We start from the raw sequence: 12,939 nt of genomic DNA, 5'->3' as shown, positions 1-12,939 counted from the left end.
GCCAATCCCCGGAACCCTTTTAGACTAAGGGGTTAGACCATGGTTGTTAGATCACGATTAATTGACGGCTGAGCCGACTACATCCCAATGAATGCCCTATCAATTCCCACTTGGATCGTGCATGTTTCCAGCGTCATCGAGTGGATCGCGGCGATCGTGCTGATTTGGCGCTACGGCGACCTCACCGAAAATCCGAGCTGGCGGGCCTTGTCTTGGGGCATGTTGCCAGCCCTGGTGAGCGCCATGTGCGCCTGTACCTGGCACTTTTTTGACAATGCACCGCGCTTGGAGTGGCTGGTGACGGTGCAGGCGGCCACGACGGTGATTGGTAATTGCACGCTCTGTGCGGGGGCTTGGTGGATTTGGCGATCGCGCCCGATCGACCCGTCAGGATCTGAAAAAGATCTCTAGGAATTCGGTCTTAAAAGTCGGCCCCCTGTCCCAAACAGGGGCCTTGATTGTGATTGATCACTGTGACCGTCGTTGTTGAGCCGAATCGAATTTTTGTGGATATTTTAGATCTTTTGTCTTGGAAGAATTAGAAAATATTGCAATTTCAATTGATCTTTCAAAATTCGGTCATTTCTTCTGAATTTCGCATCTTATTCAGCTTTTGTATAAAATAATTCCACCCAAGAATGAAAATCAAAAAATATTTGCAATTACCCTGAGGACATTTCTTTAAACAGGAAACCTATTGCTTAAAGTTGTCATTAAAAAGCCATCATTATGCGATACCAAGCGTTCTTCATGAAGTCTTTGTCTAGAGATCACCTAATCTTTAAACCAACCTCTCAAGGTGTGATCTAAGATGTAGCTCAAGAACCTAAACGTTGGGTGCTAGATCTCTCCATTACTGCGGAAAAACTATCACTATGAAACGCTTCCAACAAATTGCTAGCACCCTGGCTCTTGCCCTAGTTCCTGCTCTGATTGCCACCCAGCCCGCACAAGCTGCCAATCTGGTTAAAAACGGCAGCTTTGAAGTGACCCCAGGCGCTCCCCTCAACGGCGGCTGGCGGACTTTTTCAGAAATTGAGGGCTGGTCTGCAACCAATGGCGGCAAAATTGAGGTGCAAGCCGGGGTAGCCGGGAAAGCCTACGACGGCAAAAACCTGGTGGAACTCGACAGCCACTTCTACGACAGCAAAGCATCCGAGCTGGGCCTGTTCCAAGACATCGTGACCAAAGCAGGAAAGACCTATGAACTTTCCTTTGCTTACTCGGCTCGTCCGGGAATTGCAAACAACTGGAAAGGCGGCAAAGACCAAAATGCCTTCTCCGTTCTGTTTGGTTCCAGCTTCAACCAAGTTTTCAATGCGGGTAACGGCGGCGGTCAAACCAACTGGCTTAACAGCGGCCCTCTGTTGGTGAAGGCGGTGTCTGACCTAACGCGCTTGCAGTTCAACTACCTGGGCACGCGGGACACCTACGGAGCCTACATTGATAATGTCATCTTGACGGAAGTGGCCTCGACCCCTGAGCCGGTTAGCTTGCTGGGTCTGTTGGCTGTGGGGACGGCGGTTGGCGTGGCTGCGAAAAAGCGCCAGCACGCGATCGACTAAATCGCGATTGCTAAGGGCTGCCGTTTTGGCTAGTTTTTGACAATTGTTCATGTTCTGTTGAGGGCGATCGCTTGGAAATCAGGCGATCGCCCTTGTTTTGTTCACGTCCCCATGGCGGCTGAAGATTTGCTTTGAAGATCTCCCGTGAATGGCAGAATTGCCTAATACGAGGATGGCTGGAGAGCCAGAGCTGCTTCACCCTGTGAGGTAGGCCTTTGGCGGCTGGCTCCGCTGTTGTTGTTAAGTCCCTGATTACTGGAATTGAACGTTTTGCTATGACCCCTCCCTATTTGCGGCCGGCTCCTTGGTGGAATTGGTTGGGCCTGTTGGCTCTGGTGACGGCGGTGTTGTGGTTGTTGCGGGGGGTGGGGCTGTTGGGCTTTGTGCCGGGAATTGTGTTTGGTGTTTTGTTTTTGGCGATGGGGGTGTTGCTGCTGTTGGGCGTTTGGGGGGTGCGATCTCGCCGTTGGTAGTGGATGGCGGGCCGTCCCGTGGCAGCGCCCTATTGCAGGGGCAAGAAGATGGTCATCACTTCGCCGCGCTGGGGCCGCTGCCGGATGGTGAGTTTGCCCCCGATCGCCTGGAACAGGTTTTTGGTGACATGTAAATTCAAGCCAAAGCTGCCGGTTTCCGGTTGGAAGGTCAGCAACTGCCCGATCGACTTCAGCGATTCCAGGCGGGTGGCCGCGCCCATTGCGTCGTAGCGCAATTGCACCTTCAGTTGGCTGCCGGCCGTTTCCGCTTCCATGTCGATGCGGCTACCGGCGGGCAGGGTGCGGGCCAGGTTTTCAATAATTTCCGCCAACATTCGATCGAGCAAGGTGGGGTCGCTGGCAACCGTGGGCAGTTTGTGCGGTAGCTTCACCGTCAGTTCCAAGTTGTGGCGGCTGGCCTGTTGTTGCCAACGGGGAATGCTGGATTGAAACACCTGGGCCAGGGGAATGGGCGTGAGGGACAGGTGGGCGCTGTTGCTGGTTTCCAGTTCAACGGCCTTGAAAATCAGGTCAAAGCGGTTGATTTGTTCGGTACATTCCCGATCGATTTTTTCGATGTAGTTCACCGCCTTGTCCTGCAAATTTTGCTGGCGCATCAGCAGGCGGGTGAAGGTGCGGATCGTGGCCAGGGGCGTGCGGACGCTGTGGGCGAGGGCTTGCAAAAGCTCCAGGTCGATCGCGGGTTTGGCCGGTTGCGGTCGGGCTGAGGCCCGCAGGGGGCGACGGCGCGGCTCCGAATGGGCGGGGTTGCTGGGAGCTGGCAGGGCTTGCAGCAGGCGCTCTGTGAAGGCGCTGACGATCCGATAGCTGGGTTCCACCAAAGGAAACTGTTGAGCCAGGGCATCAAACGGCCCGAGCTGCTGAGGGGCGTTCAGTTGCACCCGGGCCCGCAAGGCTTGCCAGACGGCGGCGATCGCCTGAGGCTCAAAGGAGAAGCGAAAAACCAGTTGGCCGGTGGAGTCTTCTTGGAGCGAGAGAGCCAAGCTAAAGTCCCGCATTCGCACCACGCAAAAGGATTCTGCGGCCAGGGGATCCACCGGAGCTAGGCCGATCGCCCGTTCCGTCACTTCCGGACAGGGTTCGCCCCCATCGGCGGAGGGCAACAGCCACAGGGATTGCCAAAGGTGGCTGCTGAATGTCCAGACCGAGAGGCGATCGAGCCAAGACCCCGTAAACAAGGGCAGGGGCCCCAACAGCACCACCCCTTGATCGATCGCTTCGGAGGGTAAGGCTTCCGCAAAGTCCGTGATGAAGGCCGCTTCGATCGCGTCGGCCGCTTCCATGGATTGGGCCATGATTTGGGCGATCGCCTTCGTGGCCCCCTGCCATTGGGCCTCGGCGGATAGGGTTCCTGGGCCCGCTCCGGGGGTAAGGGGAGCAAGCAGATGACCCACCGTTGGTAACACCCATCCATTCATAGTTGGTCGATCGATCCGTTGGCGATCGAGCGGGCGATCGCTCAGAGCAGGGGAGGGAAGCGGCATCGCGGGTTTGGGGTTCGCCGCAATCGTCGAGAGCGTCGTCACACGCGCTAGGGATTTAGACTTAGGGGATTTGCCTCAAGTGTATCGGCAAGGCCCCGGAGTCGCGCACCCCAAAACCGAACGTTGCGAGTCGCGATCGCCGCCATTGGTTTGGCCAACGCCCAATCGCTCCAGCACTTGAGCCAACACCAACGCAGTCCAATCAATATCCGCTTCCGTGGTGCTCTGGCCCAGGCTTAAGCGCAGGGCCGCTGTGGCTTCGGCGGAATCGTAGCCCATTGCCAACAGGGTGGGACTCGGGGTCAGGCTGCCGCTGCTACAGGCGGATCCAGAGCTGGCGGCAATGCCCGCCCGATCGAGCTGGCGCACCAAATCCCGACCACTGGGCAGGGGCAACCGTCCCCGTAAACAAAAGCTGACATGGTGGGGCAAGCGATGGAGCCGATCGCCCGTGGGATGCAAAGCGGGCAGGAGAGCCAAACGCTCAAACAAGCGATCTCGCAGTTGACCAAGCCGCTGAGCCTCCGTTTCCCAGGTTTGGGCCATGCGTTCCGCCGCCGCCCCAAAGGCCGCGATCGCCGGTAGAGCCTGAGTTCCCGATCGCCGCTTACTCTCCTGGCCACCGCCCAGCAACTGGGGAGCCAAATTAATCCCCGGCCGCGCCCACAGGGACCCAGCCCCTTGAATGCCGTAGATCTTGTGGCTGGAGAGGGACAGCAAATCCACCGGCAGGGTTTGCAAATCCACCGCCACCCGGCCCACCGCCTGCACCGCGTCCGTGTGGAATAATGCGCCCGATCGCCGGGTAATCGTTCCCAACTCCGCGATCGGTTGCAGGGTTCCCACCTCGCTTTGGGCAAAAATAATCGACACCAGCACCGTTTCCGGGCGAATGGCCAAAGCCAAGTCCGACGGATTCACCCGTCCGGCGCGATCGACCGGCAAGCGCGTAATCGCCCAGCCTTGAGCCTCCAGCCGCTCCAAGGTTCGCTCGATCGCCGAATGTTCCACCTGCGAGGAAATAATATGGCGCGGTTGGGTGAACCGCTGGGCCACCCCCAAGATCGCCAAATTGTCCGCCTCCGTGCCCCCCGAGGTGAAAATCACCCCCGTGGGATCCCCATTAATCAACGTCGCCACCTGCAACCGCGCCGTTTCCAGCACCATGGCCGAGCGATCGCCCCAACTATGAATGCTTGACGGATTTCCCCATAGTTCCGTCATCACCCGTTGGGCCGCCGCGATCGCCACATCACAGGGCGGCGTGGTGGCGCTGTGGTCTAGATAAATTTGCATGGGCAATCCATTGGCATCAAGGTTCAGGAATTGTGGCGCAGGAATTAAGGTTCAGGAATTTTGGTCTTTGGCCATTGAAGATGCAGTATTCAAGGTGCAGTCTTTAGGGTGCAGTATTCAAGGTGCAACATTGTCCATCGATTCTTCCGCCTCTCCTGCTGCGATCTCGATCGACAAAGAACCCAAAACCAAGCGATCGCTTAACTGAATCCATTGCTCCAGGCTCAGTTCTTCTGCCCGCGCCGTTTCAGGAATTGCCAGCTCAACCAAAGTATGACGCAACTGATCCAAATCCACGACGCTTTTTAGATTGTTGCGCAACATCTTACGGCGACTGGCAAAGCCCAATTTCAACAATGTTTCAAAGCGCTTCACATTTTGCGGCGACTGCGGAAAAGGGCGGGGCTGAATTTTCACCACCGCTGAATCGACCTTGGGCGGCGGTGAAAAAGCCTTGGCCCCCACATCGCAAACCCAAGAGCAATCCGCTAAAAAGCGCGATCGAATCGAAAGGGCGCTGTAATGTTTGCTGCCCAAATTCGCCACCAACCGCAGGGCCACTTCCTTTTGCACCAACAGCACGATCGACTCAAAGGGTTGCGATCGCGGTTGGGCGATCGTCCCCAATAAATGCTCCAAAATTGGGCCCGTAATGTTATAGGGAATATTGGCCACCACCTTATTGGGATTTTGGAACTGGGGATTCGGAAAAGCCGCCAACTGTTCCGGCCAATCTAAAGTCAAAATATCGCCCTGAAGCAGCAAGAAATTGTCCCGCTGCCCAAACTTTTTCACCAGCTCAGGACAAAGATCGCGATCTAACTCAACGGCAACCACTGCCCCCGCCTGATCCAGCAATTGCCGAGTCAAGACCCCCTGACCGGGGCCAATTTCCAAAACCCGATCCTCTGGGGTCAGTTCCGCCGCTGAAATAATTTTGGCAAGGGCTTTTTCACTTCTCAACCAATGTTGACCAAAGCGTTTCCGAGGTTTTGGCATGGCTTTGCTGCAATCTTTGCTCAGTGATCTGTACTCAGTAATTAATTCACTATTCAATCAGCATCAAAAATGAATTCATGATCCAAATCAATGACCGATCGCACTTTTGAAGGAATGATCATGAAGAATAGGGCAATGATGGATCTCGTGATGGATCTATGGATCTAATGAATCGAGAATCAGGAAATCATTGATCGGGGGTTAATTCATTGGGATTGATTCATCGGGTTGATTCATCGGATTGATTCATCATTGAATCGCTAATCGATACGTCGTTAAAGGGGAGTGGATGGTTGATGAATCCCGTATCAACGCTGATCACTCGGGTATTGCCAAGAAAAATGTGTCGCCTTTAACTTGTCTTGGTTCCAAAAACAGTGCCAGAGTCTGATGAGGCAGCGCTTGGGAGCATGACTCGCTCAGGCTTAGGGGGTGTTGTCATTTTTCGAGTGAGGCTGAAACGGTTGATCTTTCGTGCCCTAGTCGTCGTAACAAGGGGCTTAAGCCCCTTGCTCCCCACGATTCGCTAACAGCAGATCTAGGGTTTCATGCTCAATGACGACAGGCCCTAGGCTCCAGTACCAAGCCCAAGGGATTCACGCGAAATTGCCCCCACAGGCAAGCTGAACATCAAAAACCAGAATTGCTCAAGAAAGGAGAAAACCGAATGACGGACGTGGTTTGGCAATTGCTGCTGATTGGATTGGCGGCAGGGTTAGCGGGGGGCCTGTTTGGCATTGGCGGCGGGGCGATTATGGTGCCGGCCATGGTGCTGTGGCTGGGCCTAGACCAAAAATTAGCAACGGGCACATCCCTTGCGGCTCAGGTGTTGCCGATCGGGCTGTTGGGGGCGATGGTGTATTACCGCAACGGCAATCTCAACATCAAGTACGGGTTGTTGATTGTGGTGGGATTGCTGGTGGGGAATTACTTTGGGGCAATATTCGCCAATCAACCCTACATCAGTTCGGCCCTGATGAAGAAACTGTATGGGGGCTTTTTGCTGCTGATTGGGTTGCGCTATTTGACAGTGCGCTGAGAGGTTGATCAACAGGTTGGGCGATGATCGCACGGACTGGGAATAAAGGTGGGGGATGATCTGGCAAGCGCCATACATATGAAAACGATGGGAGAAAGTCGCCCATGATTGCTTGGGCTATTTTGCAGGCGGGTGGGCCGGTGGTTGTGCCCTTGCTGTTGGGATCGATCGCGACGGTGACGGTGGCGATCGAGCGGGCTTGGTTCTGGGCCCAGGTGCGGCGCGATCGATCCCAACTGGTTCCAGCGGTTTTTGAGCTGTATGGACGCGATGCCAAGGCGGCGATCGCCCGGTTCCAGCAATATGCCGACGGCCTCCCGATCGCCCGCATTAGTTTGGCCGCCTTGGAGCTACACCGCCCCCACCCGATCGCCTTTCGCTTGGCCCTCAGCGCCGCCACCCAAGCCGAACGGCCCCAACTGCGGCGCTTTGACCTGTGGTTGCAAACCGTGACGGCCCTGGCTCCGTTGTTGGGCCTGTTGGGCACGGTCACTGGCCTGATGGGAGCCTTTGCGGGTCTCGATTGGGCCGGGGAGGGCCCCAGCCGCGTGAATGCGGGTCTGAGTGAAGCGCTGGTTTCCACGGCGATCGGGCTGGTGGTGGCGCTGTTGGCCCTCACCCTGGGCAATCTGTTCCGGGCCTATGCTCGACGGGAGCAAATGGCCATTACGCGCGATTGTCGTACCCTAGAGCGGCTGTATTTGCATCATTACTGGCACTTCAACGCGCCCGATCGGCCCGGATACCACTGCCGTCGGCGCGATCGGCGCGATCGTTCAAGCCCCGCCCAGCTCTAGGATTACCCGATTTTCCAAGCTCCCGATTTTTCAAGTTCCCGGCTTTCCACTGCTCAGAATCCCTGAGTGTCCAGATCTAGTGTCCAAATCTCTGGTGTCCAAATCTCTGGTGTTCAAATTTCCCCAATATTCAAATTTCCACCGAATTCAAATTTCCACCGATTCTCTACGCCAGATTTACAGTGTTGCTTCATTGATGTTACATTTCTTCACAGGAGGCTAATTAGCCAACGCCCGGAGAACTGTCAAGCACTAACCGCCGCTTCAAGTTGCCATCAACCCTATTCGTTGAAACTGCTGAAACTGCGATGGTGTGCGTCTTTGTCACTCAAAATGCAAAGTCGATGACATCCCCGGCCAGGTTTTAATTGGTATTCTCCCAACACAGCAAGCACGGCCAGCCGCCCCAACGGCTGGCTTTTTCACGATCGGGGTAGCAATCACCGCTGCGATCGAACCCGTTGCCCAGCCCCCGGAGATCTTGGCCCAATTTGCAAAGCGTCGTGATAGACTTTTATGCCAGCAAACCAGCCGCTCGATCGATGCTGTTTTAACTGTTTGGTGAGTTTTGCTGCCCCCATCGTGGCAAAATCTTCAGCAGCAACACACCCGATCGACAACGCACGGGTCACACGGCTCCGGATGGCTAAAGGTCAGCGCTTGACTGCTCAAGACTGGCGACAGATCCTTTCCTTTCAATTGAGCAATAGCAAGTCTATTTGAATTGAATAGTTATCAAACAACCTTTATTCAGCAGCTTGCAGCAGAGCGTTTGATATCCCCGCGCGAGCTGTGTTTTGCTCAGAGCTGGCAAGTTTTCCAAACTTGTCTTTTCCATCGAGGTGCTCTCGATTCAATGGCAACCGAATGGTAACTGCCAACCACCACATCCAGTCACCCGGCGCTTAGTCTCCTGGCGCTTGCTGCAAACCATCAGAGGGATCCGTCATGTCCATTCGCCTGTACGTTGGCAATCTGCCCAAAGAAGTCGATCGCAAAGAACTCGAAGCCGTCTTTGCCGGCACGGGCGACCTGACCTCCACCAAGGTCATTGTCGATCGCAAAACCGGAAAATGTCGCGGTTTTGCATTCGTGACGGTTCCCACTGATGAACTCGCCGACCAAATCATCGAACAGTTCAACGGTTCCACCTTCAAAGACACCGTGCTGAAAATTGAAAAAGCCATGCCCCGCAAAGGCAAGGGCGATGACGAAGCCCCCGAAAGTGCCGAAGCTAGCCCCGTCAAGGCAGCTCGCCGCAGCGGTGGCGGTGGTGGTGGCAAAAAAGGCAACGGTGGCGGTCGTCGTGCTCCTGGTGGGGCTGTGGTTGCCGAAAGCAGCGCCGCTTCTGCCCAGCCAGATCCCCGCTGGGCCGGTGAGTTGGCGAAGCTGAAGCAACTGCTGAACGCTCAAACGACTGGCTCCTAAGGTTTTCTAGGTTTCCGGCGGGTCAATTGGGTTCAGGTCAGCGGTTCGATCGCCCTCAATTGCCCGAGAAGCCAGAAAAGATTGAACGCCCATTGAACGTCCATCGTGCAACAATTGACCCGATCGCAGCTCTGATCCTGTTGATGAACCCAACGGCTTAAGGTCGGCTTCAGTCGGTTGAGGTTAATTCCAGACCAGTTGCCCAAACCGCACAACGTTTTCCACTCTTCAGAAATTGCAATCACACCATGTTTGGTCGTGGGTTTGTCCCTTGCCAGATGTGGTGTTTTTTTTGGCTGAATGCCAGAAATTCTCAAGAGTAATCTCCAAGGGCAATCTCCAATGGCAATCTCCAAGGGCAATGTTCAAGAGCAATCTCCAAGCATGAGTTGGCGGAACCGGAGGGCAAGGGCGATCGCTCGATCGCTCCCCATCGTGATAGCAAGGGAAACATTGACCCTTTAAGGATCTCTCGGAAAAAATTACGAATTGGAAATTTTAGCTGAACATCTAATCGATCTTCAGAGTAAGCTCTAATTGGGGATTAGCAGTTCGCCATCTACTCCAATTTTCTGGAATCTACTCCAATCGGCTGGGATCTACTCTAATTCGCCTGCGCTGATCTCCTCTTCGCCAGTGCTTTCATCAGCCCATATCAGGGACAATTTCAGCGAAATCTGGCATCTTTGGTTAGCCTTGCTCTGCAAAATGCGATGTAAGACGCAACTCAAGATTTTCAACCCAAGATTTTCAACCCAAAGCTTTATTGAAAACTGAATCCCAGACTAGATTTCAGACTGAATCAGGGACTAGATCTTAGATTTAAGGCTGAATTTAGGCCGGAGTCTAAAAACCATATCCCGAATTGGAGGTTGGAATGGGTTAACCTCAATGCCATTCATTACAGTGATTCATTCAGTGCGATTAGTTCAGCACCATGAATCCAGTGATATTGATTCAGCGCGGTTCAGAGCCGATCGAGCAGCTTGCATGATCCCACTGCCCATTTGGTCATTGCCGATCGCGTCCTGACCCATTTTGATTGAGTTACTTGACCATTTTGCTGACGGATGATCAGGAGTCAGTGGCGCGTCTTTGAGCTGGACGCAGTGAGTTTTGCACCGGTTCTTAGGCGGAGGTTATACAGGGTGGTGGTGTGAATTCGCGATCGCCCGGTCACAGGTGCTTTGACCCATGAAAACTGCACTTCAACCAATCCTAAGGGTGTTAGGGTGTGCCCCCGATCGCAGCCTGCGGTTTTTCCTGGTTACAGACGCTGCATCAGGGAATCAACAGAATAGGAACGGCCGCATCATGATCGGCTGGATTGCGGGATGCTCAAGTGCAATTGAATGGGCGAAACCACAACATAGTCACTCCTTGTTCTACGTCACCCTTAACCTGGTAAACCCAAGGCTATGAAGATTCTGATCTATTCCTACAACTATCATCCTGAGCCGATCGGGATTGCACCGTTGATGACTGAGCTAGCGGAGGGGCTGGCTCGGCGTGGTCACGAAGTTCGCGTTTTGACGGGAATGCCAAACTACCCGGAACGGCGGATTTACGAAGGCTATCGGGGCAAGTTGTATTGCACGGAAGTGATTAACAATGTGCGAATCGATCGCTGCTATGTCTGGATTCGACCCAAGCCCGGCCTGCTGACGCGGTTGGCCCTGGATGGCAGTTTTGCGATCACGAGTTTCCTGCGGGCCCTGAATGGCTGGCGACCCGATGTGATGTTGATGACTTCGCCTCCGTTGGCGGCGACGGTTCCGGCGGCCCTGCTGCGGTGGATGTATCGCTGCCCGCTGATCCTAAATTTGCAAGATATTTTGCCGGAAGCGGCGGTGCATACGGGGCTGATTACCAGCAAGCGGGCGATTCAGGTTTTTGAGGCCCTGGAGCGATTTGCCTACAAAACCTCAACGGCGATCAGCGCGATCGCGGAGGGTTTTGTGGACAACCTGGTGAGCAAGGGGGTGTCGCCCAACAAGATTGCCCTGATTCCCAACTGGGTGGATGTGAACTTTGTGCAGCCCATGCCGAAAAACAATGCATTTCGTGCAGCCCATGGGTTACAGGGCAAGTTTGTGGTGCTTTATTCGGGCAACATTGCCTTGACCCAAGGGCTGGAAACGGTGATTGATGCGGCGAAGGTGCTGGATGGCCGGCCCGAGGCGGCCCAAATTCAGTTCGTGATTGTGGGTGAGGCGCGGGCGATCGAGCGATTGGGGCAATATTGCCGTGAAAATGCCGTGAGCGATCGGGTCAAGCTGTTGCCCTTTCAACCTCGGGAAGCACTGCCGGAAATGATGGCGGCGGCGGATGTGAGCTTGATTGTGCAGCGGCGCAACGTGGTGGGCTTCAATATGCCCTCGAAAACCCAGGTCATTTTGGCCAGTGGCCGGCCGATCATTGGATCTGTGCCGGGCCATGGCACGGCGGCCCAGGCCATCCGGCGCAGTGAGGCGGGGATTGTGGTGGAGCCGGAGTCGCCCCAGGCCTTGGCGGAGGCGATTTTGGCCCTGGCTCAGGATCCTGATCGGGCTGAACGGTTGGGTCGTCAGGGTCGCCAACATGCGCTGGAAATGTATAGCTTTGACTCGTCGCTCGATCGCTACGAACAGTTGTTTAACCACTTGGTGAAGCAGTCTCGCCGTCATTCGGCTGCGGTGACAGTTCCGGCAGACCTGACGGGCACAGCGCAACCGCTGCAACTGCCCCAACCCTCAGCCAGCAATCGATCGCACTAAATTACTCGCAATCTCAGCAATTAGCCTTCTTGATCCAGCGTGATTCAGCGAAATTCCGCCAGATCTCGCAAGGCTAGCCCAATGCGCCTGGGTCAAAAAGTCCTAGGTCAGCTTCAGGGCATCATAACTGCCGAACACCTTCAAGGTTTCCACCCGATCGCGCAGTTCTGCCAATGCTGCCTGGGTGCGAGCTTCCTGTTGCCCGGCTTCCAAATCCAAAAAGAAAACATAATCCCCCAGTCCACGCTTGGAAGGACGAGATTCAATCCGACAAAGATTGATGTCCCGTTCCGCCAAGGTGGCCAGGGGCTGCAAAAGGGAGCCGGGCCGGTTAATGGTTGAGAAGGCGATCGCTGTGTGGCTGCCGGTGAGGTGCGCCGGTTCTCGGGCAATGACCCAAAACCGGGTGCAATTGTCTGGGCAATCACTGATATCACGAGCCAAAACGGGCAAATCGTACAGTTGGGCCGCTCGCTCTGAGGAAATGGCAGCGGTTTGGGGCTGTTCCTGCACGTTGGTCAAGGCTTCGGCGGTGGAATTGGTGGGCAGGGGCTTGGCATTGGGCAAATGGGTTTCGATCCACCGCTGACATTGAGCCAGGGCTTGGGGATGGGAATAGACCGTGGTGATCGCCTTCAGGTCTGGGGCTTGGGTCACCAGCACATGGGCGATCGGGAGCAACACCGCCTGTTGCACATGTAGCCCCTCCAGTTGCCAAAGGGTGTCGAGGGTGGTGGTGACGCTGCCTTGAATGGAATTTTCCACGGGTACGACAACCAGGGGCACTTCGCCGCTGGCGGCCGCTTCCAGGGTTTTGGCAATGCTTGGGTAGGGGCGAAACTCCCCTCGGAAGGCTTCCTGGCTCGATCGCCACTGGGCATAGCCGGTGGTGGCGGCCTCGGCATAGGTTCCCGCCGGGCCAAGGTAGCCAATCGTGATTGGGTGGGGGGAATCGGTCATCGCCATCGCCATCGCCAGAATATGGGGTATGAAATCCGGTATGCGGAGTTAGAAAGTTGCAGGATGCAGAATCGGCAGCGGCCATCAAGAACCGTTGATGAACCCTCGTTTTGAATCGCTG

12 protein-coding genes are annotated in these 12,939 nt (G+C 55.2%); 7 read left to right on the top strand and 5 right to left on the bottom strand.

The features are described 5' to 3' along the window. Positions 1 to 87 precede the first annotated feature (87 nt). From ACZA91_RS08180 to ACZA91_RS08170, 3 genes are all read left to right on the top strand, one after another. Positions 88 to 411 carry a DUF2499 domain-containing protein gene (locus ACZA91_RS08180; protein ID WP_463185977.1) on the top strand — a complete coding sequence of 108 codons (324 nt, stop codon included), beginning with the start codon at positions 88 to 90 and terminating at the stop codon, positions 409 to 411. 464 nt (positions 412 to 875) lie between these two features. Further along, entirely contained in the window at positions 876 to 1,565 is a 690-nt protein-coding gene (locus ACZA91_RS08175; RefSeq protein ID WP_463185975.1) for a PEP-CTERM sorting domain-containing protein, read from the top strand. 275 nt (positions 1,566 to 1,840) lie between these two features. Continuing rightward, positions 1,841 to 2,038: a hypothetical protein gene (locus ACZA91_RS08170; RefSeq protein WP_099533487.1), complete on the top strand. Its 198-nt coding sequence runs from the start codon at positions 1,841 to 1,843 to the stop codon at positions 2,036 to 2,038. A gap of 29 nt (positions 2,039 to 2,067) precedes the next feature. On the opposite strand, the gene ACZA91_RS08165 is transcribed toward ACZA91_RS08170, so the two are convergent. The 3 genes from ACZA91_RS08165 to rsmA form a co-directional block, all read right to left on the bottom strand. Next, positions 2,068 to 3,543, bottom strand: coding sequence for a sensor histidine kinase (locus ACZA91_RS08165; RefSeq protein ID WP_143473029.1), 1,476 nt, complete (start codon positions 3,541 to 3,543; stop codon positions 2,068 to 2,070). 75 nt (positions 3,544 to 3,618) lie between these two features. After that, complete coding sequence (locus ACZA91_RS08160) at positions 3,619 to 4,839, bottom strand: cysteine desulfurase family protein (protein WP_463185972.1); 1,221 nt, start codon at positions 4,837 to 4,839, stop codon at positions 3,619 to 3,621. Between the two features lie 117 nt (positions 4,840 to 4,956). Then, positions 4,957 to 5,838, bottom strand: a complete 882-nt coding sequence (rsmA, locus tag ACZA91_RS08155) for a 16S rRNA (adenine(1518)-N(6)/adenine(1519)-N(6))-dimethyltransferase RsmA (RefSeq protein ID WP_190535310.1) — start codon at positions 5,836 to 5,838, stop codon at positions 4,957 to 4,959. Positions 5,839 to 6,505: 667 nt separating this feature from the next. On the opposite strand from rsmA, the gene ACZA91_RS08150 reads away from it, so the two are divergent. The 3 genes from ACZA91_RS08150 (at position 6,506) to ACZA91_RS08140 (ending at position 9,102) form a co-directional block, all read left to right on the top strand. Beyond that, the gene (locus ACZA91_RS08150; RefSeq protein ID WP_099533483.1) at positions 6,506 to 6,877 is read left to right on the top strand and encodes a sulfite exporter TauE/SafE family protein; all 372 of its coding nucleotides are present in this window, start codon (positions 6,506 to 6,508) and stop codon (positions 6,875 to 6,877) included. Between the two features lie 104 nt (positions 6,878 to 6,981). Next, entirely contained in the window at positions 6,982 to 7,674 is a 693-nt protein-coding gene (locus ACZA91_RS08145) for a MotA/TolQ/ExbB proton channel family protein (protein ID WP_463185969.1), read from the top strand. A 948-nt stretch (positions 7,675 to 8,622) separates the two neighbouring features. Then, on the top strand, positions 8,623 to 9,102 hold the full coding sequence (locus ACZA91_RS08140; protein WP_099533481.1) for an RNA recognition motif domain-containing protein: 480 nt from the start codon (positions 8,623 to 8,625) through the stop codon (positions 9,100 to 9,102). 32 nt (positions 9,103 to 9,134) lie between these two features. On the opposite strand, the gene ACZA91_RS08135 is transcribed toward ACZA91_RS08140, so the two are convergent. Next, positions 9,135 to 9,458, bottom strand: a complete 324-nt coding sequence (locus ACZA91_RS08135; protein WP_463185967.1) for a hypothetical protein — start codon at positions 9,456 to 9,458, stop codon at positions 9,135 to 9,137. A gap of 1,062 nt (positions 9,459 to 10,520) precedes the next feature. Between ACZA91_RS08135 and ACZA91_RS08130 the strand changes: the two genes are divergently transcribed. After that, positions 10,521 to 11,858 carry a glycosyltransferase family 4 protein gene (locus ACZA91_RS08130; protein ID WP_463185966.1) on the top strand — a complete coding sequence of 446 codons (1,338 nt, stop codon included), beginning with the start codon at positions 10,521 to 10,523 and terminating at the stop codon, positions 11,856 to 11,858. Between the two features lie 102 nt (positions 11,859 to 11,960). Here ACZA91_RS08130 and pheA read toward each other — a convergent pair whose 3' ends face one another. Beyond that, positions 11,961 to 12,818, bottom strand: coding sequence for a prephenate dehydratase (gene pheA, locus ACZA91_RS08125; RefSeq protein ID WP_463185964.1), 858 nt, complete (start codon positions 12,816 to 12,818; stop codon positions 11,961 to 11,963). Between the last annotated feature and the right edge of the window lie 121 nt (positions 12,819 to 12,939).

It is taken from the genome of Limnothrix sp. CMB-01 (assembly GCF_055193175.1).
This window is presented reverse-complemented; position numbering and strand designations above follow the sequence as displayed.

Bases quoted from the DNA above. Each gene is read 5' to 3' on its own strand.
- ACZA91_RS08140 (WP_099533481.1), top strand. From the start codon at position 8,623: ATGTCCATTCGCCTGTACGTTGGCAATCTGCCCAAAGAAGTCGATCGC.
- ACZA91_RS08145 (WP_463185969.1), top strand. From the start codon at position 6,982: ATGATTGCTTGGGCTATTTTGCAGGCGGGTGGGCCGGTGGTTGTGCCC.
- ACZA91_RS08180 (WP_463185977.1), top strand. From the start codon at position 88: ATGAATGCCCTATCAATTCCCACTTGGATCGTGCATGTTTCCAGCGTC.
- ACZA91_RS08130 (WP_463185966.1), top strand. From the start codon at position 10,521: ATGAAGATTCTGATCTATTCCTACAACTATCATCCTGAGCCGATCGGG.
- ACZA91_RS08165 (WP_143473029.1), bottom strand. From the start codon at position 3,543: ATGCCGCTTCCCTCCCCTGCTCTGAGCGATCGCCCGCTCGATCGCCAA.
- ACZA91_RS08170 (WP_099533487.1), top strand. From the start codon at position 1,841: ATGACCCCTCCCTATTTGCGGCCGGCTCCTTGGTGGAATTGGTTGGGC.
- ACZA91_RS08150 (WP_099533483.1), top strand. From the start codon at position 6,506: ATGACGGACGTGGTTTGGCAATTGCTGCTGATTGGATTGGCGGCAGGG.
- ACZA91_RS08160 (WP_463185972.1), bottom strand. From the start codon at position 4,839: ATGCAAATTTATCTAGACCACAGCGCCACCACGCCGCCCTGTGATGTG.
- ACZA91_RS08175 (WP_463185975.1), top strand. From the start codon at position 876: ATGAAACGCTTCCAACAAATTGCTAGCACCCTGGCTCTTGCCCTAGTT.
- rsmA (WP_190535310.1), bottom strand. From the start codon at position 5,838: ATGCCAAAACCTCGGAAACGCTTTGGTCAACATTGGTTGAGAAGTGAA.
- pheA (WP_463185964.1), bottom strand. From the start codon at position 12,818: ATGACCGATTCCCCCCACCCAATCACGATTGGCTACCTTGGCCCGGCG.